The organism is Massilia oculi, from assembly GCF_017582745.1.
GTDB lineage: Bacteria > Pseudomonadota > Gammaproteobacteria > Burkholderiales > Burkholderiaceae_D > Telluria > Telluria oculi_A.
In genome coordinates this window covers 107,168-128,835 of the sequence record NZ_JAFVIM010000017.1, presented here as the reverse complement: position 1 = coordinate 128,835, position 21,668 = coordinate 107,168, and the positions used below count along the sequence as shown (strand labels likewise).

The 21,668-nt window shown below is 65.3% G+C and carries 17 protein-coding genes and 3 tRNA genes; 9 read left to right on the top strand and 11 right to left on the bottom strand.

Features of this window, described 5'->3' with window-relative positions:
- Positions 1-5: 5 nt before the first annotated feature.
- On the bottom strand, positions 6-533 hold the full coding sequence (locus tag J3U95_RS19090) for a DUF2325 domain-containing protein (RefSeq protein WP_208280238.1): 528 nt from the start codon (positions 531-533) through the stop codon (positions 6-8).
- Positions 534-628: 95 nt separating this feature from the next.
- Entirely contained in the window at positions 629-2,536 is a 1,908-nt protein-coding gene (locus J3U95_RS19085) for a hybrid sensor histidine kinase/response regulator (protein WP_208280237.1), read from the bottom strand.
- Positions 2,537-2,771: 235 nt separating this feature from the next.
- Here J3U95_RS19085 and J3U95_RS19080 point away from each other — a divergent pair, with 235 nt between their 5' ends.
- Together J3U95_RS19080 and J3U95_RS19075 are read left to right on the top strand one after the other, a co-directional pair.
- Positions 2,772-5,018 (top strand): ATP-binding protein, encoded by a 2,247-nt coding sequence (locus tag J3U95_RS19080; protein WP_208280236.1) that lies wholly within the window; start codon positions 2,772-2,774, stop codon positions 5,016-5,018.
- Positions 5,019-5,028: 10 nt separating this feature from the next.
- Positions 5,029-5,484 carry a response regulator gene (locus tag J3U95_RS19075; RefSeq protein WP_208280235.1) on the top strand — a complete coding sequence of 152 codons (456 nt, stop codon included), beginning with the start codon at positions 5,029-5,031 and terminating at the stop codon, positions 5,482-5,484.
- On the opposite strand, the gene J3U95_RS19070 is transcribed toward J3U95_RS19075, so the two are convergent.
- Positions 5,466-7,115 (bottom strand): response regulator, encoded by a 1,650-nt coding sequence (locus tag J3U95_RS19070; RefSeq protein WP_208280234.1) that lies wholly within the window; start codon positions 7,113-7,115, stop codon positions 5,466-5,468. The genes J3U95_RS19075 and J3U95_RS19070 overlap by 19 nt on opposite strands.
- A 191-nt stretch (positions 7,116-7,306) precedes the next feature.
- Between J3U95_RS19070 and J3U95_RS19065 the strand changes: the two genes are divergently transcribed.
- Together J3U95_RS19065 and J3U95_RS19060 are read left to right on the top strand one after the other, a co-directional pair.
- Positions 7,307-7,597, top strand: coding sequence for a hypothetical protein (locus tag J3U95_RS19065; RefSeq protein ID WP_208280233.1), 291 nt, complete (start codon positions 7,307-7,309; stop codon positions 7,595-7,597).
- A 224-nt stretch (positions 7,598-7,821) separates the two neighbouring features.
- Positions 7,822-8,118 (top strand): DUF6691 family protein, encoded by a 297-nt coding sequence (locus J3U95_RS19060; RefSeq protein ID WP_208280232.1) that lies wholly within the window; start codon positions 7,822-7,824, stop codon positions 8,116-8,118.
- 54 nt (positions 8,119-8,172) lie between these two features.
- On the opposite strand, the gene J3U95_RS19055 is transcribed toward J3U95_RS19060, so the two are convergent.
- Positions 8,173-8,248, bottom strand: a tRNA-Asn gene (locus J3U95_RS19055).
- Between the two features lie 144 nt (positions 8,249-8,392).
- Between J3U95_RS19055 and purT the strand changes: the two genes are divergently transcribed.
- The 4 genes from purT (at position 8,393) to J3U95_RS19035 (ending at position 13,445) form a co-directional block, all read left to right on the top strand.
- Positions 8,393-9,607, top strand: coding sequence for a formate-dependent phosphoribosylglycinamide formyltransferase (gene purT / locus J3U95_RS19050; RefSeq protein WP_208280231.1), 1,215 nt, complete (start codon positions 8,393-8,395; stop codon positions 9,605-9,607).
- 77 nt (positions 9,608-9,684) lie between these two features.
- Positions 9,685-11,814 carry a TonB-dependent siderophore receptor gene (locus J3U95_RS19045; RefSeq protein ID WP_208280230.1) on the top strand — a complete coding sequence of 710 codons (2,130 nt, stop codon included), beginning with the start codon at positions 9,685-9,687 and terminating at the stop codon, positions 11,812-11,814.
- Positions 11,815-11,927: 113 nt separating this feature from the next.
- The gene (locus J3U95_RS19040) at positions 11,928-12,848 is read left to right on the top strand and encodes an alpha/beta hydrolase (protein WP_208280229.1); all 921 of its coding nucleotides are present in this window, start codon (positions 11,928-11,930) and stop codon (positions 12,846-12,848) included.
- 36 nt (positions 12,849-12,884) lie between these two features.
- The gene (locus tag J3U95_RS19035; protein WP_208280228.1) at positions 12,885-13,445 is read left to right on the top strand and encodes a cysteine hydrolase family protein; all 561 of its coding nucleotides are present in this window, start codon (positions 12,885-12,887) and stop codon (positions 13,443-13,445) included.
- Positions 13,446-13,498: 53 nt separating this feature from the next.
- Here the strand turns inward: J3U95_RS19035 and J3U95_RS19030 are convergent.
- The 4 genes from J3U95_RS19030 to J3U95_RS19015 form a co-directional block, all read right to left on the bottom strand.
- A tRNA-Asn gene (locus tag J3U95_RS19030) sits at positions 13,499-13,574 on the bottom strand.
- Positions 13,575-13,641: 67 nt separating this feature from the next.
- Positions 13,642-14,400 carry an alpha/beta fold hydrolase gene (locus tag J3U95_RS19025; RefSeq protein WP_208280227.1) on the bottom strand — a complete coding sequence of 253 codons (759 nt, stop codon included), beginning with the start codon at positions 14,398-14,400 and terminating at the stop codon, positions 13,642-13,644.
- Positions 14,401-14,487: 87 nt separating this feature from the next.
- Positions 14,488-14,563 (bottom strand) — tRNA-Asn (locus J3U95_RS19020).
- A 114-nt stretch (positions 14,564-14,677) separates the two neighbouring features.
- On the bottom strand, positions 14,678-15,889 hold the full coding sequence (locus J3U95_RS19015; protein ID WP_208280226.1) for an amino acid aminotransferase: 1,212 nt from the start codon (positions 15,887-15,889) through the stop codon (positions 14,678-14,680).
- Between the two features lie 107 nt (positions 15,890-15,996).
- Between J3U95_RS19015 and uvrB the strand changes: the two genes are divergently transcribed.
- Entirely contained in the window at positions 15,997-18,093 is a 2,097-nt protein-coding gene (gene uvrB / locus J3U95_RS19010; RefSeq protein WP_229519941.1) for an excinuclease ABC subunit UvrB, read from the top strand.
- A 95-nt stretch (positions 18,094-18,188) separates the two neighbouring features.
- Here uvrB and J3U95_RS19005 read toward each other — a convergent pair whose 3' ends face one another.
- The 3 genes from J3U95_RS19005 to J3U95_RS18995 all read right to left on the bottom strand — a co-directional run bounded on the left by J3U95_RS19005 (position 18,189) and on the right by J3U95_RS18995 (position 21,644).
- Positions 18,189-20,198 (bottom strand): hybrid sensor histidine kinase/response regulator, encoded by a 2,010-nt coding sequence (locus J3U95_RS19005; protein WP_208280225.1) that lies wholly within the window; start codon positions 20,196-20,198, stop codon positions 18,189-18,191.
- 96 nt (positions 20,199-20,294) lie between these two features.
- Positions 20,295-20,927 (bottom strand): PEP-CTERM sorting domain-containing protein, encoded by a 633-nt coding sequence (locus J3U95_RS19000; protein WP_208280224.1) that lies wholly within the window; start codon positions 20,925-20,927, stop codon positions 20,295-20,297.
- A 120-nt stretch (positions 20,928-21,047) separates the two neighbouring features.
- Complete coding sequence (locus J3U95_RS18995) at positions 21,048-21,644, bottom strand: MarC family protein (RefSeq protein WP_005666267.1); 597 nt, start codon at positions 21,642-21,644, stop codon at positions 21,048-21,050.
- Between the last annotated feature and the right edge of the window lie 24 nt (positions 21,645-21,668).

The following is a 21,668-nucleotide window of genomic DNA, read 5'->3' as shown; positions in this document are numbered from 1 at the left end:
AGGCCTCAGGAGAGACTCTCGATGCGCACGATGTGCATGCGGTCGGGCTGGTCGACCAGCATGCACACCTTGCCGCTACGCTTGCAGTGGTCCTGCACGCGCCAGTAGTCGCCATGGCTCAGGCAGCCGGTCTGGCAGATCACCAGGTCGGCAGCCTCCAGGCTGGCTTCCAGCGCATGCGGCAAGGCGTCGCCGGCGCGCGCGGCATGGTCGGCCAGTTCGCGCACATGCAGTTGGCGCGTCAGCTCATGCACGCGCGCCTGCAAGGCCTCGACCTGGCGGCCCATGGCGGCGCGCCGCTGCAGGCCCGGCGCCGCTGCTTCGAGCGCGGCGCGGTCTTCGCGTTCCCAGGCCAGCGCGCTGAGGCCGCGGATCGCCGCCGCGCGCGTTCGCATCAGCTCGGCATCGAGGCGGCGGACGCGCTCCGTCTCCTCGCGCAACAACACCGTGCAGCGCGCCTGGAGTTGGGCGTGGGCCCGCAACAGCGCCCCATGCTCGCATAGCAGTCGATCGACGTCCCGTTCGCCCAGCATCGGCATCCCCCTGAAAAACCGAGGCGCACCGCGCGCCATGGCCCCATATTAAATGAGAATTATTCTCATTTCAATACAAGTTCTTCGCTGGGCGCCTAGTGGGCGCTGCGCAGGCTCCTGGCCAGGTCCGACAACCGGTACGGCTTGCTGACGAAGGCGAACTCCCCCAGCCGCTTGCGGTCGAGCCTCAACGCCGGCTGCGGATAGCCCGAGGCCAGCATCACCTTCACGTTCGGGTAGTTGTTGCGCGTGTAGGCCGCCAGCTCGATGCCGTTCATCCCGTTCGGCATCACCACGTCGGTGAACAGGATGTCGACGTCGCGGCTGGCCAGCAGGTTCAGGGCGTCGTTGCCGCTGGCGGCGGTCATCACGTCGTAGCCCATGCTCAGGAACAGCGAGGACGCGACGTCCAGCAGGTCGGGCTCGTCCTCGACGATCAGCACGGTCTCGGTCTCGATCTGCGCCAGGTCGTGCGCGTGCGAGGTCACGGCCGGCAGCCAGATGGCGATACTGGTGCCCTCGCCCACCGTGCTCTCGATGGTCACCTCGCCGCCCGACTGCTTGATGAAGCCGTACACCTGCGACAGCCCCAGGCCCGTGCCCTTGCCGACTTCCTTGGTGGTGAAGAAGGGTTCGAAGGCGCGCGCGATGGTCTCGGGCGCCATGCCGGTGCCGGTGTCGCTCACGGAGAGGCGCAGCCAGGGGCCGGCCGCCAGCGCCGCGTGCTCGCCCTCGGCCAGCGTCACGCCCGCCGTCTCGACCACGATGCGCCCGCCGCCCGGCATGGCATCGCGCGCATTGACCACCAGGTTCAGCACCGCCGACTCGAGCCGCGCGGCGTCGATCACGGCGTTCGGCGCCCTGGGGTCGAGCTTGAGCACGAAGTCGATCGACGAGTTGGCGGCGCGCCGCAGCACCGATTCGAAGCCGCTGATGATGCGGTTGACGTTGCGCGTCTCCGGTTCCAGCGGCTGCTGGCGCGCGAAGGCCAGCAGCTGCTGGGTGAGCGTGGCGCCGCGGTCGATCGCGCGCCGCATGCTGTCGAGCGTCTTGGCGTCGCCGCCCGGACTGCGCTGCATGCTCAGGATCTCGAGGCCGCTCGAGATCACCGACAGCAGGTTGTTGAAGTCGTGCGCGATGCCGCCGGTGAGCTGGCCGATCGATTCCATCTTCTGGGCCTGGAACAGCGCCGCCTGGGCTTTATCGAGCGCCTCGGCCGCCGCCTTCTTCTCGGTCAGGTCGCGCGTGATCTTGGCATAGCCGAGCAGGCGCCCATCGTCGCCGCGGATGGCGTCGATCACGACGTTGGCCCAGAAGCGGGTGCCGTCCTTGCGCACGCGCCAGCCCTCGGCCTCGTAGCGGCCGACGTCGCCGGCCGCCGTCAGTGCGCGCGCCGGCAGGCCGCGCAGGCGGTCCTCGTCGGTATAGAACAGCGAGAAATGGTGGCCGACGATGTCGTCCTGGCTGTAGCCCTTGATGCGTTGGGCGCCGAGGTTCCAGTTCGACACCACGCCCTCGGGCGTGAGCATGTAGATCGCGTAGTCGGTCACCCCCTGCACCAGCAGGCGGAAGCGCTGCTCGCTCTCGCGGAGCAGGTCCTCGGCCTGCTTCTTCTCGGTGACGTCGCGCGTGATCTTCGCATAGCCGATCAGCTCGCCGCGGTCGTCGCGGATCGGATCGATCACCACGTGGGCCCAGAAGCGGCCGCCGTCCTTGCGCACGCGCCAGCCTTCGGATTCGTAGCGGCCGTGCGCGAGCGCTTCGGCCAGCGCCTGCGCCGGCAGGCCGGTGGCGCGGTCTTCCGGGCTATAGAAACGGGAAAAATGCTGCTGCAGGATCTCTTGCTCGAGATAGCCCTTGAAGCGCTGCGCGCCGGCATTCCAGCTGTTGACGTAGCCCTGCGGATCGAGCATGTAGATCGCGTAATCGCTGATGCCGGCGATCAGGTATTGAAAGCGCTGCTCGTCGGTCAGCGGCTGCTTGACGGGTAAAGAGGTGTCCATGAGCGCGGTACGACTTCCTGCCTGGGCCGATAAAGTGGCCTATCATACATCTGGTTTACCGCAATATGCCACGCAACTGTATGTGCATCTGCAACATTAACCAGTATCGCGACGTAACACCAGCGATGACACAAAGCCCAGTAAACAGCAGTAAGTGACAAGCAGTATATTAATCGCGTCAAGCTTTCACGCTACAATGGAGGCCTGTTTGTCCCGCTCGTTACCTCACGGCATTATGACCCAGGCACTCCCCGACCACCACCTCGACCTTACCGGCTGCGACAAGGAACCGATCCGCACGCCCGGCAGCATCCAGCCGCATGGTTTCATGCTGACGCTGTCGCCCGCGCTCGAGGTGCTGCAAGCCAGCGCCAACCTCGCCCACTGGGCGGGCATCGACGCGCAGGCCGCCCTCGGCCGGCCGCTGGCCGACGCCATCGGCGCGCAAGCCGGCAAACGCCTGGCGCTGGAACTGGGCGCCGGCACACTGGGCCAGCGCCCGGTCTACCTCGGCACCGTCACCCTGCCTACCGGCCGCCACTTCGACGTGCTGGGCCATGCCTGGGACGGCTTGATCATCGCCGAGTTCGAATCGGTGGGGCGGGCCCAGCCGGCCGACTTCCGCCACCTGTATCCGCTGATCAGCGATTTCCTGGCCCGGGTCAACGAGCACGCGTCGATCCCCGCCCTGACCGACCTGGCGGCGCGCCACGTGCGCTCGGTGACCGGCTACGGCCGCGTGATGGTCTACCAGTTCGACCCCAGCGGCCACGGCCGCGTCGTGGCCGAGTCGAAGGCGGCCGATTACGATTCCTATATGGGCCAGTCGTTCCCGGCCAGCGACATCCCGGCCCAGGCGCGCGAGCTGTACACGCTGTCGCCGATCCGCCTGATCCAGGACGCGAACTACGAGCCGGCGCCGCTGGTCCCCGGCGCCAACCCGGTCACCGGCGGGCGCAACGACCTGTCCTTCGCCGCCCTGCGCAGCGTCTCGCCGGTGCACCTGCAGTACATGCGCAATATGGGCACCCTGGCCTCGATGTCGGTATCGCTGATCGTCAGGGGCAAGCTGTGGGGCCTGATCTCCTGCCACAACGCCGAACCATGCGCAGTCCCGGTCGAGAAGCGCACCGCCTGCGAGCAGCTGGGCCAGCTCCTGGCGCTGTGCATCGAGACGCGCGAGGACGGCGCCGAGCTGCAGTTCCGCCTCGACGTGCGCCGCATCATGGTCGAGATGCTGGGCCACCTGACCAAGGGCGCCGACTTCCTCGACAACCTGAGCGCCGTATTCCCCGAGCTGCTGCGCTTCGCGCGCGCCGGCGGCGTGGCGGTGGTGGTCGACGACCGCATCCTGACCTACGGCGACACCCCGGACGAGAAGGCGATCCGCGCGCTCTCGACCTGGCTCGCCGTGCACGGCCACACCGAGCTGTTCCACACGAACCACCTGGCCGGCGTGTACGCGCCCGGCGCGGCGCTGACGCGCAATGCCAGCGGCCTGCTGGCGCTGCCGATCTCGCGCATCCACCAGCACTACCTGCTGTGGTTCCGGCCGGAGCTGGTGCATACCGTCGAATGGGCCGGCAATCCGTATGAAAAACAGGCGCCGGCGGGCGCTCCTACCCAGCTGTCGCCGCGCCAGAGCTTTGCCGCATGGCGCGAGACCATCCACGGCCATGGCCTGCCCTGGCACGCCGCCGAGATCGAGCTGGCGATCGAATTCCGCAGCGCGCTGCTGGGCATCGCGCTCGAGCGCGCCGAGCAGATGGCCGAGCTGGCCGAGGAACTGGGGCGCGCCAACAAGGAGCTCGAGGCGTTCTCGTATTCGGTGTCGCACGACTTGCGCGCGCCGCTGCGCCACATCGTCGGCTTCTCGGACCTGCTGATCGAATCGGCCGGCAGCGAGGACAGCGCCATGCGCGAGCGCTTCCTGAAGAACATCAAGCAGTCGGCGCGCCTGGCGGGCAAGCTGGTCGACGACCTGCTGTCCTTCTCGCAGATGGGCCGCGCGGCCCTGCGTCCGACCCAGGTCGACATGACCGAGCTGGTTTCGGGCTGCATCGACAAGCTCGACCTGGAAATCGGCCAGCGCAAGGTCGACTGGCACATCGACCGCCTGCCGACCGTGTGCGCCGACCCGAGCTTCCTGCACCTGGCGATGCTCAACCTGCTGTCGAACGCGGTGAAATTCACCGGCGCGCGCGAGCAGGCCGTGATCCGCGTCTGGCACGAGGACGCCGGCGACGCCTACGTGTTCCACGTGGCCGACAACGGCGCCGGTTTCAATATGGACTACGTGCACAAGCTGTTCGGCGTGTTCCAGCGCCTGCACCGCATGGAAGACTTCCAGGGCACCGGTATCGGCCTGGCCAATGTGCGGCGCATCGTCGAGCGCCATAACGGCCGCGTGTGGGCCAACTCGACACTCGGCGAAGGGGCAACGTTCTCCTTCAGCCTTCCAAAACAACACTCATCCAACTAAGGCGATCCACATGCTCAAGCCCATTCTCCTGGTGGAAGACAATCCCCACGACCTGGAGCTGACCCTCATTGCACTGTCGAAGAGCCAGCTGGCCAACGAAGTCGTGGTGGTGCGCGATGGCGCAGAAGCGCTCGACTACCTGCACCGCCGCGGCGAGTTCGCCGACCGCCAGCTCGGCAGCCCGGCCGTGATCCTGCTCGACCTCAAGCTGCCCAAGGTCGACGGACTCGAAGTGCTCAAGGAAATCCGGACCACCGAGGGACTCAAGTCGATCCCGGTGGTGATGCTGACCTCGTCCAAGGAAGAACAGGACGTGGTGCGCAGCTACCAGCTCGGCGTCAATGCCTACGTGGTCAAGCCGGTGGATTTCAACGAGTTCGTGCGCGCGATCGGCGACCTCGGCATCTTCTGGGCGGTGCTGAACGAACCGCCGCCAGGCTCGCGCCGCTACATCAAGCCGAAGTGAGTCGGCGCTGACGGCCGGCTGGCGGCGCGCTTGGCGCGCCGCAGCAGGTGACGGATGCGCGCGCTGAGCGCGTCCGGGTGGTAGGGTTTCTGCAGCAGGTGAACCGACGAATCGAGTTTGCCTTCATGCGCCAGCACGCCCTCGGCATAGCCCGAGGTGTACAGCACCTGGCATTCCGGCAGATGGCGGCGCACGATCTCGCCCAATTGCAGGCTGCTGACCGGCCCCGGCATGATCACGTCGGTGAACACCAGGTCGATATGACGGCCGCCTTCGATGATCTCCGCCGCCTCGGCCGCGCTGCCGGCCTCCAGCACCTCATAGCCCAGCACGGACAGGATGCCGCAGGTCGAGGAGCGCACGTCGGCTTCGTCCTCGACCACGAGGATGGTCTCCAGGCCGCCGGCCAGCGGCAGCTGCGACGAAGGCTCGTCGCTCGCCACCGGCGCCGAACGGCTGCGCGGCAGGTAGATGCGCACGCTGCTGCCCTTGCCCTGCTCGCTGTGCAGCACGATCTCGCCGCCTGACTGCTTCACGAAACCATAGGCCATCGACAGACCCAGGCCCGTGCCCTGGCCGGTCGGCTTGGTGGTGAAGAAAGGTTCGAAGGCACGCCGCAGCACGTCGGGTGGCATGCCCTTGCCGGTATCGGCGATTTCGAGCATCACATAATCGTTGTGCGGCACTTCGGGCGGCACTTCGTCGCCATGGTCGATGTTGGCGCCGCGGATAGTGAGCGTGCCGCCATCGGGCATGGCGTCGCGCGCATTGATGACCAGGTTCAGCAACACGTTATTGAGCTGGTTCGGGTCGATCATGGTGCTGCCCAGGCCATGCGCGATCTCGGTGCGCACCAGGGTGCTGGCGCCGAGCACGCGGCGCGCCATATCGTCCATCTCGCGCAGCAGGTGGCCCGGATCGATCACCACCGATTGCAGCGGCTGGCGGCGTGCGAAGGCGAGCAGGTGGGCAGCCAGCTTGGCGCCGCGCTCGACGCCCGACAACGCCATCTCGACCCGCGCGCGCGCGGCGTCGTTCAGGTTGCCGACCAGCTTGAGCAGTTGCAGGTTGCCGCCGATGATCTGCAGCACATTGTTGAAATCGTGGGCGACGCCGCCGGTGAGCTGGCCGATCGCTTCCATCTTCTGCGCCTGCTGCAGCGCCGACTGGCTGGCGGCCAGCTGTTCCTGGCTGCGGCGCAGCGAAGCGAACGCCTCGTCGCGCTCGCGCCGCGCGATGCAGGCGCCGCTGTGGTGACGCACGCGCGCCACCAGCTCGCGCGGATCGGGCCACTTGACCATGTAGTCGCTGGCGCCGACCGCGAAGGCCTTGGCCTTGATGTCGGGATCGTCCTCGGACGAGAGCAGGATGACCGGGATGTCCTGGGTGTCGGGATGGGCCTTCAGTCGGGCGATGACGGCGAAGCCGTCGAGGCCGCCGGGCATGCGCAGGTCGACCAGCACCACGGTCGCGTCGATCTCGCGCGCTACTTCGACGGCGCGTTCCGGGCTGGATTCATACATCAGCTGATGACCGACACAACCCTTGAGGCCGTGGGCAATGATGTCTTGGGCGAACGATTCATCGTCGATCAACAGCACGGAACAGCGGGTGGAGTCGTCTTCGATCATGCAACTGCGTCTCTTTCAGGCTGGAGTGGAACGTATTGCAAGAGAATACCAAGGGTTAATTCTACACCAAACCCATTTTACAAGGGCCGAGCTTGTCATTTGCTATTGTGAAATTATCGGGTCACGGCTTGTACCGGTATCGCATGCCCACCATATCGTATTCAAGAACCGAACACAACCAGGAGTATTACGTGCCCGACAACTGCTGCCCGCTGTGTGGACGCATCCTGGGGACGGCCAATATCGACCGCCACCATCTGATCCCGAAGACGTTCAAGGGCAAAGAACAGTTCCCGATCCACAAGATCTGCCACCGCAAGATCCACTCGGCATTCACCGAGCGCGAACTGCTGCAGACCTACCATACCTGGGAGGCGCTGCAGGGCCACGAAGACATCGCCGCCTTCATCGCCTGGGTGGCGAAAAAGCCGCCCGAGTTCTACACCCGTACTTACACGTCCAACAAGAAGAAGAGCCGCTGAGCGATAGGCTGACGACAACTTTTGAATGCATCTGCGGCCCAAGGTGGATTGGGGGCGCGCGATGGACATCGAGTGGGTCAACTCACACCGTGGTCGCAGGAATTCAACAGGAAAGTTAGCTTCGGATAGCTTTGCGTAAGTTTGAAAGAACGGATGACCAATCCGACCAAAGTGCCGGCCTTTCTCGACCTGACCGGAGTCCGGATCCGTCGCTCGGCGTCCTGATGCTCGGCGCGCTGGTGGCGGCGATGCCGGCCTATGCGCTCGCACAGCGCCGGCGGCGCTCCTTGCTGGGAGAGCCGCTGCAGCTGCCGACCGCAACGCGGATCGACCGCCGGCTGCTGGCGGGCAGCCTTGTGTTTGGCGCTGGCTGGGGGCTGGCGGGGTATTGTCCCGGGCCGGCGGTGGCGTCGATCCTGGTCGGCGGCGTCAAGCCGCTGCTGTTCTTCCTGGCGATGATGGCGGGGATGGCCATCTACGAATTGCTTCAACGGCACGGGGCTCAGCGCGCGGCCGTGTGAGGGGCAGTGCAAAAGCAAAAAGGGCCGCATTCGCATGCGGCCCTTCTCTTGTTCTGGCTCCCCGACCTGGACTCGAACCAGGGACCTGCGGATTAACAGTCCGTCGCTCTACCGACTGAGCTATCAGGGAATTGAGGCAATATTATAGCCGGGCGTTTGCAGTTTGACCAGTGCATCTTGTGAAACGAACTCGCCGCCAGCGCAAGGCATATCCGGTTTGCTATAGTTTCAGCTTCTCCGGCGCCCGCGCCAGCCACTCCATCACTGACAGACAATGACCACTTCCCGCACCCTCGGCACTCCGCTCTCCCCTTCCGCAACCAAAGTCATGCTGCTCGGCTCCGGCGAGCTGGGCAAGGAAGTGATCATCGCCCTGCAGCGCCTGGGCGTGGAAGTGATCGCCGTCGACCGCTACCCGAATGCGCCCGGCCACCAGGTGGCGCACCGCGCGCACGTGATCGACATGACCGACGGCGCCGCACTGGAGGCCCTGATCGACCGGGAGCGCCCCGACCTGGTGGTGCCCGAGATCGAGGCGATCGCCACCGACAAGCTGGCCGAACTCGAAGCCGCGGGGCGCATCACCTGCATCCCGACCGCGCGCGCGGCCCAGTTGACCATGAACCGCGAAGGCATCCGCCGCCTGGCGGCCGAGGAGCTGGGCCTGGCAACCTCGCCCTATCGTTTCGCCAGCAGCCTGGCCGAGTTGCAGGAAGCCTGTGAAGCGGTCGGTTTCCCCTGCGTGGTCAAGCCCGTCATGTCGTCGTCGGGCAAGGGCCAGTCGAAGCTCGATTCCGCCGCCGCCGTGGCGGATGCCTGGGCCTATGCCGCCGCGGGCGGACGGGTCGACGCCGGCCGCGTGATAGCCGAAGGCTTCATCGATTTCGACTACGAGATCACCCTGCTGACGGTACGGTCGCTGGGCGCCGACGGCAAGATCGAAACGAGCTTCTGCGAGGCGATCGGACACAAGCAGGTGCAGGGCGACTACGTCGAATCATGGCAGCCGCACCCGATGCAGCCGCTGGCGCTCGAGCGGGCGCGCGACATCGCCGCCAAGGTCACGGCCAACCTGGGCGGGCTGGGCGTGTTCGGCGTCGAGCTGTTCGTCAAGGGCGATATGGTGTGGTTCTCGGAAGTGAGCCCGCGTCCGCACGATACCGGCATGGTCACCATGACGAGCCAGGTGCAGAGCGAATTCGAACTGCACGCGAAAGCCATCCTCGGCCTGCCGGTGAACCCGGCGTTGCGCGCACCCGGCGCTTCCGCCGTGATCTATGGCCAGCTGGACGAAGCCGGCATCGCCTTCGAGGGCGTGGCCGAGGCGCTGCGCGTGCCGGGCGCCGACCTGCGCCTGTTCGGCAAGCCAGAATCGTTCGCGCGCCGCCGCATGGGCGTGGCGCTGGCGACCGCCGACGACGTCGAGACGGCGCGCCAGCGTGCGCTCGAGGCGGCGTCGAAGGTCAGGCCGGTGTCCGGCAAGCGCTGAGGTACGCCCACCAGGCATATTGACAGGTAGGCAGGTCGAAATGATAATGGTTCTCATTATCATTGAATGCACATGCCATGCCTACTCCGGCCACTCCCCGCCGCAGCCTGTCGGGCCTGCTCGTCCTGTCCACACTCGCCGCCTCCTCCGTCGCCGCGCAGGACACCGCCACCCCGGCCGGCGGCGACACCGCCCAGGTGGTCGTCACCGCCACCGGCTACCGCACCACCGGCACCAAGTCCGACCTCAAGCCGCTCGAGGCGCCGATGAGCTACGAGGTCTACGACAACGAGCTGCTCGGCGCACGCCAGGCCGACAGCGTCAACGAGGCGCTGCGCTACGTGCCGGGCGTGACGCCGGAAAGCCGCGCCACCGTCACCATCTTCGACCAGTACACGATCCGCGGCTTCGAGAGCTACCGCAACTACTACGACGGCCTGCCGCTGCAGTACGACGGCCTGTGGAACCTGGTGCCCCAGGTCGATGCCTTCGCCACCGAGAGCATCGAAGTGCTCAAGGGCCCGGTATCGGTGCTGTATGGCTCGGCGCCGCCGGGCGGCATGGTCAACCAGACCGCCAAGCAGCCGCGCTCGAAGCAGGAGACCACTGTGCGCGCCCGCGTCGGCACCAATGCCCTGCGCGAGCTGGCGCTGGACGCCACCGGAGCGCTGTCGAAGGACGTGGACTACCGCCTGGTTGCCCTGGTGCGCGAGCGCGATGGCCAACAGGCGACCACCGAGGAAGAGCGCCGCCTGGTCGCGCCATCCGTCACCTGGCGCATCGGCCCCTCGACCCGCCTGAACGTCAACCTGTACTACCAGGACGATCCAGCCCTGATTCCATCGACGCCGCTGCCTGCCGTCGGTACGCTGCACGACGCGCCTTATGGCCGCCTGGATGCCGACGCCTTTGCCGGCGACGCCGGCTGGTCCGGCATGCAGCGCGAAACCACGCTCGCCGGCTGGAAGTTCGAACACGCCTTCAACGAGACCGCGAGCTTCCTGCAGAACTTCCGCTATACCAAGGCCAACGGTTTCCAGCGCAATACCTATAACAATGGACTGGCGCCGGACAACCGTACGCTGGCACGCTCCGCGTATTTCACCGACGAAGAGATGCATGGCTGGGTGGTCGACAACCAGTTCGCGCTGCGTTTCGACACCGGCCCGTTCCGGCACCGCGTGCTGGCCGGCCTCGATTACCAGCGCCTGCGCACCGGCGTGGGCTATGGCGACACCCTCGGCACGGCGACGCCATCGATCGACCTCGGGGCGCCTGACCACCACCTGTTCGATCCTGCCGCACTGCCGTTCGGCTTCTATACCGAGAACCACGCGATCCGCCAGTCGCAGCTGGGCCTGTACCTGCAGGACGAAGCGAAGGTAGGCGCCCTGACCCTGCTGGCCGGCGTGCGGCGCGACCGCTACCGCAGCGAAGATGACGCGCGCACCAGCTACAACGGCTTCCCGTCGGCCGGCGTTACCGAGATCCGCCAATACCGCACCAGCGGCCGCGTGGCCGCGATCTACCAGCTCGGCAACGGCCTGGCGCCCTACCTGAACTATTCGACCTCGTTCGAACCGACCTCGGGCGTCGACACCGAGACCGGCGAGGCCTTCAAGCCGACCACCGCCAAGCAGTTCGAGGGCGGCCTGAAATACCGCTCGCAGGACGGCGCCACCCAGCTCACCGCGGCTTACTTCGACATCAAGAAGCGCAACGTGGTGGTCAACACGCCGGACTTCGGCAAGTACACGCAAAACGGCGAAGTGCGCTCGAAAGGCGTCGAAGTCTCATGGAACCAGGCCATCACCGACCGCCTCGACTTTACGCTGGGCCTGACCCATCTGGACATGCAGGTGACCAAGAACGACAACGACAGGGCGCTGATCGGCAAGACCCCGGTCTGGGTCGCCGAGAAGCAGGCGTCGCTGTGGGTCAACTACAAGCCGCTCGACCGATTGGACCTGAGCGCTGGCGTGCGCTACGTGGGGGAGAGCCAGATGGATGCGCTCAACACGGGCATCGTGCCTTCGTATACCGTGTTCGACGCCGCCGCCATGTTCCGGCTGGATAAAACCTGGCGTGTCGGCCTCACTGCCAGCAACCTGGGCGACAAGCGCTACGTCGGCGCCTGCTTCGATGCCGACAACTGCTGGATGGGCGCCGAGCGCAGTGTGGAAGTGAGCCTGCACGCGACGTTCTGAGCGCTGCCGCTGCGCCGCCTGCAGGAACAGGCATGTTTTTCGGGCATGCGGGCCTGGCGGTTTGCCCGCGCAACTGATCCAATGGATGCTGGAAACGACCGTGAAGGCACAGCATGTGGAAGCGCATATCGTTCAAGAATCGACGCATCGACGTCGTGGGCAATTTACACGTTCCCGAAGGATTCGATGAATCCAGGACCTACCCCGCAGTCGTGCTGGCCACGCCCGGCAGCAGCGTGAAGGAGCAGATCGGCGCCGTCTATGCCGAGCGGCTCGCCGCGCGCGGCTTCGTGGCGCTGGCCTTCGACCCTTCCTACCAGGGCGAGAGCGGCGGCGAGCCGCGCGATCTGGAAGACCCGTCGGTGCGCGTCGAGGATTTGCGCTGCGCCGTCGATTTCCTGGTGACGCAGCCGTTCGTCGACGATGCGCGCATCGGCCTGCTCGGCATCTGCGCCGGTGGCGGCTATGCGGTGAGCGCCGCGCAAACCGAACACCGTTTCAGGGCGCTCGCGACGGTGGTCGCCACCGACATCGGCGCGGCGTTTCGCCGGATGCTGCCCGACGTGCGTGCGACGCTGGAAGAAGTCGGCAAGGAACGCACCGCCCAGGCGCGCGGCGCTGCGCCGCGCCGGGACCCCTGGATTCCCGACAGCCTGGCCCAGGCGCGCGAAGCGGGCATCAACGACCCCGAAGTGCTGGAAGCCGTCACCTTCTATCGGGAATCGCCCTACCGCCACCCGCGCTCGACCAACCGCCTGCTGTTCGCGAGTTACGGCCCGCTGCTGGCATTCGACGCCTTCCACCTCGTGCCCAAGCTGCTCACCCAGCCGCTGCTGGTCATCGTCGGCGGCAAGCGCGGCAGCACCGGCCAGCATGATGCGGGAAAAGCGCTGTTCGGCATGGCCCCGACGGGCGACAAGGACCTCTTGGTCATCGATGGCGCCGGCCATTATGATATGTATTACAAGCCGGAATATGTGGATCTGGCGATCGAGCGCATGACGCGGTTTTATGCGCAACATTTCGGCGCCTAGGCCGCCATGACCGGTGCATCCGACAAGGACGAAACCATGCACGATCCGATTGCGTTGATCGTTATCGATATGCAGAACGCGATGCGCAGCGAGTCGCTTCCGCCCCGCAACAACCCCGCCGCGGAAGACAATATCGCCCGTCTGCAGTGGGCCTGGCGCAGTGCAGGCCAGCCGCTGGTCTTCGTGCGGCACATCAGCCGTTCGCCGACGTCCCTGTTCGCGCCTGGCCAGCATGGGGCGGCATTCCAGGAGCGCTTCCTTCCGCAGCCGCATGAACACGTCGTCGAGAAGAACGTGCCCGACGCCTTCATCAACACGGGACTCGAGCGGTGGCTGCATGCACGGGCGCTGCGCCGCCTCGTGATCGCCGGGGTCAGCACGAACAATTCGGTCGAGGCGACGGCGCGCACGGCGGGCAACCTGGGTTTCGATGTCGTAGTCGTGTCCGATGCCTGCTTCACCTTCGACAAGCAGGATTTCGGCGGCACATGGCGCAGCGCCGAGGAGGTGCACCTGATGTCACTGGCCAACCTTCATGATGAGTACGCGCAGGTGCGCAGCACGGACCAGGTACTCGCCACGCTGGCGCGCGGGTAATTCGAGCCACCAAAGCAAAAAGGGCCGCATTCGCATGCGGCCCTTCTCAATTCTGGCTCCCCGACCTGGACTCGAACCAGGGACCTGCGGATTAACAGTCCGTCGCTCTACCGACTGAGCTATCAGGGAAAGGAGGCCGCATTATACCTGCTGATTTCGATTTCGCAAGTGTTCACGCGACGAAAAAAACGTGAAACTAGGTTTTCGTCCGCGCGACCAGGCGCTTCAGGGCGTCCAGCACCAACTCAGGCTCGGTCAGCTGCGGGAAGTGGGCGCTGCGCTGCGCCTGGATCCGCTCGCCCAGTGGCGACAGCGCCGCCAGCCCCAGCTGGGTACGCTCGCGCTCGCGCACCAGCGCTGCCGGCACCATCCAGCGCGGCAGGCGCTTGGTGCCCGACAAGACCGTCACCGGCACGGGAGGGAACGCCGGCGCCTCCTGGATGTCCTTCACGGTCTCGAGTTCGTGGCGAATCTCGTCGAACTGATCGCGCGGCGACATCCGGTCGAGCAGCTTGACGAAGCCGCGCTGCAGCGGCGATTGGAATTGCTTGAGCGTGGTGACGTCTTCCGGCGCGGTGGCTTCCAGGAACAGCACGCCGGCAACCTCGTCCGCAAAAGCGCGCGCAAACAGGTTCGCATGCAGGCCGCCGAAGGAATGACCGACCAGCACGAACGGCGGCTCGACGCCGGCCGATTGCAGCAGCAGGCGCAGCTGCGCCACCACGGTCTCGCCATACTGCGCCTCGCGCGGCTTGGGGCTGCCGCCGACGCCGGGCCGGTCGTAGGCGAACACGGTGCCCAATTGCTCGATCTCGGGATACAGCTTGTACCAGCCATCGAGCGGGCCGCCGGCTCCGTTGATCAGCACGATCGACGGCTTGCCGTGCCCCGACTTCATCAAGCGGAACATCTGCCCTTCGATCAGGGTGGCATGGCTTTTCGGCAATTGCTTCACGCGAGAATCTCCTGGGAATCACAAGGCGCCGGCAATGCACGCCGAAAACAAAAAAGGCCGCATCCTGAGATGCGGCCTTTCGAATTCTGGCTCCCCGACCTGGACTCGAACCAGGGACCTGCGGATTAACAGTCCGTCGCTCTACCGACTGAGCTATCAGGGAATTGATGCTTGCATTATATGGCTGCTGAAACGTTTCTGTCAAATTTGCACAGATCGCAACCGCCACTCCTGCTGCTCTCCGCACACGCCGTAACGCTTGCGGAGAGCCGGGATTTTAGAGAACTTTGGCAACCGCGTCAACGACGCGATCGATATTGGTCGAGTTCAGCGCGGCGACGCAGATGCGGCCGGTGTCCACGGCGTAGATCGATTCGTCGCGCAGCTTGCCCACTTGTTCCTTGGTCAGGCCCGAGTACGAGAACATGCCGACCTGCTGGCGCACGAATTCGAAGTCGTGGCCCGGGGCCTTCGCCTTCAGCTTCTCGACCATCGCGCCGCGCATTTCGCGGATGCGCACGCGCATGCCGGCCAGCTCTTCTTCCCACAGCTTGCGCAGCTCGGGGTTCGACAGCACGGTCGCGACGACCTTGCCGCCATGGGTCGGCGGGTTCGAGTAGTTGGTGCGGACCACGCGCTTCAGCTGCGACAGCACGCGGGCCGCCTCTTCGCCACTGGTGGCGACGATCGACAGCGCGCCGACGCGCTCGCCGTACAGCGAGAACGACTTCGAGAACGAGTTCGACACCAGGAGCGGCATGCCGGTCGCGGCGAAGCGGCGCACGACGGCGCCGTCCTCGTCGATGCCGTTGGCGAAGCCCTGGTAAGCCATGTCCAGGAACGGCACCAGGCCGCCGGCCTGCACGGCGGCGATGACTTGATCCCATTGTTCTTGCGACAGGTCGGCGCCGGTCGGGTTGTGGCAGCAGGCGTGCAGCACGACGATGGAACCGGCCGGCATGGCCTTGAGTGCAGCCAGCATGCCGTCGAAGTTCACGCCGCGGGTGCTCGGGTCGTAGTAGGCGTAGTTGTGCACGGTGAAGCCGGCGCTTTCGAACAGCGCGCGGTGGTTTTCCCAGCTCGGGTCGCTGATATAGACGTCGGCGTGCGGCAGGAAGCGCTTGAGGAAGTCGGCGCCGATCTTGAGCGCGCCGGTGCCGCCCAGGGCTTGCACGGTGATCGCACGCTTCTCTTGAATTACGGCGCTGTCGGCACCAAATACCAATTCTTGCACGGCCTTGTCGTACGCCGCCAGGCCGTCGATCGGCAGGTAGGTGCGCGGCGCAGGCTGCTCCATCAGTTTCGCTTCCGCTTTCTGTACGCACTCCAACAGTGGCACCTTGCCTTTATCGTCATAATAGACGCCCACGCCGAGGTTGATCTTGGCGGGATTGGTGTCGGCATTGAAGGCTTCGGTAATACCCAGGATCGGGTCGCGCGGGGCCATCTCAATGGCGCCAAAAAGGCTGGCAGAGGCAGTGGAAGTCATCGTGATAAACTCAGTTGTTTCGGCTGGGTTGACAGCGGTTGTATAGACAGCGGCCCTTGTACTGCAAGGCCGCGAGCGGATTCTCATTCTAACAAAGGTCTGTAAGTATGGCTGATTTATCCATCGCAACTTCTCCGGAACCCACCGTCCTCACCTTCCCGGACTCACCGTTCAAGCTGCACCAGCCCTTCCCGCCGGCCGGCGACCAGCCGACCGCGATCGAGGGCCTGGTCGAAGGCATCAACGACGGCCTGTCGTACCAGACGCTGCTCGGCGTGACGGGCTCGGGCAAGACCTACACGATGGCCAATGTGATCGCGCGCGCCGGCCGTCCGGCGATCGTGTTCGCACCGAACAAGACGCTGGCGGCCCAGCTGTATTCGGAGTTCCGCGAATTCTTCCCGCAGAACGCGGTCGAGTATTTCGTCTCCTACTACGATTACTACCAGCCTGAAGCCTATATGCCGCAGCGCGACCTGTTCATCGAAAAGGACTCGTCGATCAACGAGCACATCGAACAGATGCGCCTGTCGTGCACCAAGTCGCTGATGGAACGGCGCGACGTGGTCATCGTGGCCACCGTGTCGGCGATCTACGGTATCGGTAATCCGAACGAATACCACAAGATGATCCTCACCCTGCGCCACAAGGATAAAGTGGCGCAGCGCGACATCATCGCGCGCCTGATCCAGATGCAGTACACCCGCAACGAGATGGATTTCCCGCGCGGCTCGTTCCGCGTGCGCGGCGACACCATCGACATCTTCCCGGCCGAGCACGCCGAGCTGGCGATCCGCGTCGAGATGTTCGACGACGAGATCGAATCGCTGCAGCTGTTCGACCCGCTGACGGGCCGCGTGCGCCAGAAGATTCCGCGCTTTACCGTGTATCCAGGCTCGCACTACGTTACCCCGCGCTCCACCGTGCTGCGCGCGGTCGAGTCGATCAAGGCCGAGCTGCGCGATCGCCTGGAGGAATTCCGCCAGCAAAATAAACTCATCGAAGAGCAGCGCCTCGAACAGCGCACCCGCTTCGACCTCGAGATGCTGGCCGAGATCGGTTTTACCAAGGGCATCGAGAACTACTCGCGCCACCTGTCCGGCGCGATGCCGGGCGAGCCGCCGCCGACGCTGATCGACTACCTGCCGAAAGACGCGCTGATGTTCATGGACGAGTCGCACGTGATGATCGGCCAGCTCAACGCGATGTACAACGGCGACCGTTCCCGTAAGACGAACCTGGTCGATTATGGTTTCCGCCTGCCGTCGGCGCTCGACAACCGGCCCCTGAAATTCCAGGAGTTCGAGGGCAAGGCGCGCCAGACGATTTTCGTTTCCGCCACGCCGGCCGAATACGAACAGCAGCGCGCCGACAATGTGGTCGAGCAGGTGGTGCGCCCTACCGGCCTGGTCGACCCGCAGATCATCGTGCGCCCCGCCCTGTCGCAGGTCGACGACCTGATGAGCGAGATCAACGACCGCATCGCCAAGGACGAGCGCGTGCTGGTGACCACGCTGACCAAGCGCATGGCCGAGCAGCTCACCGAATACCTGGGCGACCACGGCATCAAGGTACGCTACCTGCACAGCGATATCGACACGGTCGAGCGCGTGGAAATCCTGCGCGACCTGCGCCTGGGCACCTTCGACGTGCTGGTCGGGATCAACCTGCTGCGCGAGGGCCTGGACTTGCCCGAGGTGTCGCTGGTGGCGGTGCTCGATGCGGATAAAGAGGGCTTCCTGCGCTCCGAGCGGTCGCTGATCCAGACCATCGGCCGCGCGGCGCGTAACCTCAACGGCGTGGCGATCCTGTACGGCGACCAGATCACCGATTCGATGCGGCGCGCGATCGACGAGACCGAGCGCCGCCGCGCCAAGCAGATCGCCTTCAACGAGGCCAATGGCATCACGCCGAAGGGTGTGCAGAAGAAGATCAAGGAAATGATCGACGGCGTGTACAGCAGCGCCGCGCAGAAGGCCATGGTCGAGGGCGTGCACGAGGATGCGGCCACCGCCAAGGTCGAGTCGATGAGCGAGAAGCAGATCAGCAAGGAGATCAAGCGGCTTGAGAAGCTCATGGTCGATCATGCCAAGAACCTCGAGTTCGAAAAGGCGGCGCAGGTGCGCGACCAACTGCATGTGCTCAAGCAGCAGGCCTTTGGGGCGCCGGGGGCGGATAATGTGGTGTCGATGTTGGGCAAATAATCTGGCCAACAGCCCAAAATAACCATCGTTCCCGCGCAGGCGGGAACGACGTTTTTACGTCGACGATCAAATCATTTGATCGTGGCTCACACGCCTTACATCGCCACTGCCGCCAGCAACTCCAGCAGTTTCGCCAGATCCGCCGGCTTGGCCATGTGATGATCGAATCCGGCATTGTGCGCACGCTGCCGGTCTTCCGCCTGTCCGTAACCAGTCAGCGCCACCAGCATTGCCTGCGTGGTCTCTGGCATCGCGCGCAGCCGGCGCGCCAGTTCGTGGCCATCGATGTCGGGCAAGCCGATATCGAGCAGGGCCACGTCCGGCGGCGCCTGCACCGCGCTCGCCAGCGCGCCCTGGCCGTCGTATTCGATGGCGACCTCATACCCATTCATCTCGAGCAGCGTCGCCAGCATCTGGGCCGCGTCGACGTTGTCGTCGACCACCAGCACCTTCAGCCCGCGCGCGCCGTGCGATGGCACATCGGAGCGTGCCGCGCTCGACGCCGGCGCCTCGGCCAGGCACGGTAAATAGACGACGAACTCGCTGCCCTTGCCCAGCCCTTCGCTGTGCGCCTCGACCCGCCCGCCATGCAGCACGGCCAGGCTCTTGACCAGCGCCAGGCCGAGCCCAAGGCCGCCTTGTGAACGGTCGGGCGTGCGCTCGGCCTGGATGAACAGGTCGAAGATGTAGGGCAGGATCGGCGGATCGATGCCCTGCCCGTTGTCGCGCACCGCCACCCGCACGCAGCCCGACTCAATGCGCGCGCTGAGCACGATGCATCCGCCCGGCGCCGTGTACTTGGCGGCGTTATTGAGGATATTCGAGACGACCTGGATCAGGCGCGTGCGGTCGCCCGCCACGCGCAGCGCGCCGGATGCAATCTCGCAATGCAGTTCGTGGCGCCGCGCATCGATCAGCGGACGCACCTGCTCCACCGCCTCATGCACGACCTCACGCATCTCCAGCACTTCCTTGGTGATGGTCACCAGGCCGCGCGTGACGCGCGAGACGTCCAGCAGATCGTTGACGAGCGACGTCATGTGCTGGGCCTGGCGCGCGATGATGTCGCTGGCGCGCTGGATGCCGGGCGCGTCCAGCTGGCCACGCTGCAGCAGCTGGGCGGCCGTCGTGATCGGCGCCAGCGGGTTGCGCAGCTCGTGCGCCAGCATGGCGAGGAACTGGTCCTTCTGGCGATTGGCGGCGCGCAGCTCGTCCTCGATGCGCTTGCGCGCCGTGACGTCGCTGCCTTCCACGAAGATGCCCGAGACCTTGCCGTGCTGGTCGTGGATGGGCTGGTAGACGAAGTCGATGAAGCGCTCTTCCAGCGGCGCATTGGGGTCGCGCTGCACGCGCAGCGGCACCGCGTGGCCGACGAACGGCTGGCCGGTCTGGTACACGTGGTCGAGCAGCTCGAAGAATCCCTGCCCCTGCACCTCGGGCAACGCGTCGCGCGCGGCCTTGCCCACCAGCGCGCGGTGGCCGACCAGCTGCAGATAGGAACGGTTGGTCAGCTCGAACACGTGGTCCGGGCCGCGCAGCACCGCGATGATGCCGGGCGCCTGCTCGAACAGGGTCACCAGGCGTTCGTTCTCTTCCTCGCGGTAGCGCTGCGCCATCACCTCCCCGGTCATCTCGACGCAGGCGCAGAACATGCCGGCCACGGTGCCGTCCTCGTCGCGCACCGGAGAGTAGGAAAAGCGGAACCAGGTGTCTTCGTCGTAGCCGTGGCGGCGCATGCGCAGCGGCAGGCGGTCCATGTAGCTGGCTTCGCCCCTGAGCGCGCGCACGATCAGCGGGTGGATGTCATGCCAGATCTCGGCCCAGACATCATGGAAGCGCTTGCCGAGCGCGCCCGGATGCTTGTCGCCCAGGATCGAGATATAAGAGTCGTTGTACAGGAAGCCGAGCTCGCCGCCCCAGGCGACGAACATCGGAAACTTCGAGTTGAGCATCAGGCCGACCGTCGTGCGCAGCGCCTGCGGCCAGGTGCGCGGATGTCCCAGCGGCGAGGCCGACCAGTCGTGAGCGCGCATCATGGCCCCCATCATCCCTCCTCCGCTGAGGAAGGGCAGCCATTCGGTCGGAGACGCGGGTTCCTGTTTCATGCATGTGCCGGGAGTCGCGTACAGTCTACGCAATGGTAGTGTGCCAGATTTGTCCGGCGACTCCCGCACGGCTGCCTGGAACAGGCCGCTTGCCGCTCAGGATGGGCGTGAGCGCCGCCACCTGCTCAGGCCAAGGCAGCCGACCGCCATGCCGATCAGCGACAAGGTTCCGGGCTCCGGGATCTGGCTGACCGCCAACTCGACCGCGACGTCGTCGAAGAAGATCCCCGAAGGATCATGGTAGCCGGACAATTGCAGGATGGTCGACGCCGATGTCGCCAGCAGGTTGCGAACGATGATCTGCGTTGACGGGCCGCCCGTCGTGATATCGGTGGACGTGTTCGTGGTCGGGAAGTTGTAGATGGCCGTGGCCAGCGCGTCTCCGAACATCACCTGTATTCCATTATCAAACTGAAATATCGGAAAGCCATCCGGGCCGATCACGCCGTCCGCGTACAGCCAGAAGCTCAGATCGTAGCGCTGGCCGATCGTCGTCGGCAGGACCTGGGTGGCGAAGCAGGAGAACCCGGGCCCGAAGCAACCGGTACTGAGCGAGTTGACGCCGCTGTGCGCACCGCGGCCGGCGTTTCCCAGAAACCAGCCATCGGTGAGCTCCCAGGCGCCATCGTTCAGTTCAAAGCTGCCGTCGCGGACGATATTGGCGCTTGCCGGCACGGCGAGCGCCACCAACAGCAGGATTGCCGCGGCGACACGCATTACGGAATTCATCGAGACCTCCTCTGAGCACATCGGGAAGTTAACGATGATTGATTTTCGCGAGGTCGAAGTCAAGGAAGGCCATCTGACCGGAGTCAATGCGGTGGCGGGCACCTGTCGCCCGCCGCCTGCTCACAGGCTCTGCACGAACTCCCGGATACCGCCCAGCAGCATTTCGATCGACATCGCCGTCAGGATCAGGCCCATCAGGCGCTCGAAGGCGGTCATGACTTGCGGGCCGAGTTTCTGCTGCAGCTTCTCGGCGCTCAGGAACACCGCCAGCCAGACCACGCCCACGGCAGCCAGCGCGGCGACGTGCACCATCGTGTCGGTGAAGCTGGTGGACGAGAACAGCAGCACGGTGGCCAGGGCCGACGGGCCGGCCAGCGCGGGAATCGCCAGCGGCACGATGAAGGGTTCGCCGCCTTCGCTCTTGCCCAGCACGCCGTCCGGGTGCGGGAAGATCATGCGGATCGCGATCATCAACAGGATCACGGCGCCGCCGATGCGCAGCGCGACGGGGCTCAGGTGCAGCGCTTCGAGGAAATGCTTGCCGAAGAACATGAACACCAGCAGCAACAAAAAGGCGATGCCGCATTCGCGGATCACGATCTTGTTGCGGCGCTCGATCGGGGTGTCTTTCAGGGCGGCGGCGAACAGGGGGACGTTGCCGAAGGGATCGGTGACGAGGATGAGCAGGATAAAGGTCTGGAAGAAGCTTTGGGTCATGGCTTGTTATTGTTGGGATGCCAA

Excerpts from the sequence above, each read along its gene's own strand:
- uvrB (WP_229519941.1), top strand. The coding sequence starts at position 15,997 with ATGGCTGATTTATCCATCGCAACTTCTCCGGAACCCACCGTCCTCACC.
- J3U95_RS19000 (WP_208280224.1), bottom strand. The coding sequence starts at position 20,927 with ATGAATTCCGTAATGCGTGTCGCCGCGGCAATCCTGCTGTTGGTGGCG.
- J3U95_RS18995 (WP_005666267.1), bottom strand. The coding sequence starts at position 21,644 with ATGACCCAAAGCTTCTTCCAGACCTTTATCCTGCTCATCCTCGTCACC.
- J3U95_RS19045 (WP_208280230.1), top strand. The coding sequence starts at position 9,685 with ATGCCTACTCCGGCCACTCCCCGCCGCAGCCTGTCGGGCCTGCTCGTC.
- J3U95_RS19035 (WP_208280228.1), top strand. The coding sequence starts at position 12,885 with ATGCACGATCCGATTGCGTTGATCGTTATCGATATGCAGAACGCGATG.
- J3U95_RS19090 (WP_208280238.1), bottom strand. The coding sequence starts at position 533 with ATGCTGGGCGAACGGGACGTCGATCGACTGCTATGCGAGCATGGGGCG.
- J3U95_RS19070 (WP_208280234.1), bottom strand. The coding sequence starts at position 7,115 with ATGATCGAAGACGACTCCACCCGCTGTTCCGTGCTGTTGATCGACGAT.
- purT (WP_208280231.1), top strand. The coding sequence starts at position 8,393 with ATGACCACTTCCCGCACCCTCGGCACTCCGCTCTCCCCTTCCGCAACC.
- J3U95_RS19005 (WP_208280225.1), bottom strand. The coding sequence starts at position 20,198 with ATGAAACAGGAACCCGCGTCTCCGACCGAATGGCTGCCCTTCCTCAGC.
- J3U95_RS19060 (WP_208280232.1), top strand. The coding sequence starts at position 7,822 with ATGCTCGGCGCGCTGGTGGCGGCGATGCCGGCCTATGCGCTCGCACAG.
- J3U95_RS19015 (WP_208280226.1), bottom strand. The coding sequence starts at position 15,889 with ATGACTTCCACTGCCTCTGCCAGCCTTTTTGGCGCCATTGAGATGGCC.
- J3U95_RS19075 (WP_208280235.1), top strand. The coding sequence starts at position 5,029 with ATGCTCAAGCCCATTCTCCTGGTGGAAGACAATCCCCACGACCTGGAG.
- J3U95_RS19080 (WP_208280236.1), top strand. The coding sequence starts at position 2,772 with ATGACCCAGGCACTCCCCGACCACCACCTCGACCTTACCGGCTGCGAC.
- J3U95_RS19040 (WP_208280229.1), top strand. The coding sequence starts at position 11,928 with ATGTGGAAGCGCATATCGTTCAAGAATCGACGCATCGACGTCGTGGGC.
- J3U95_RS19085 (WP_208280237.1), bottom strand. The coding sequence starts at position 2,536 with ATGGACACCTCTTTACCCGTCAAGCAGCCGCTGACCGACGAGCAGCGC.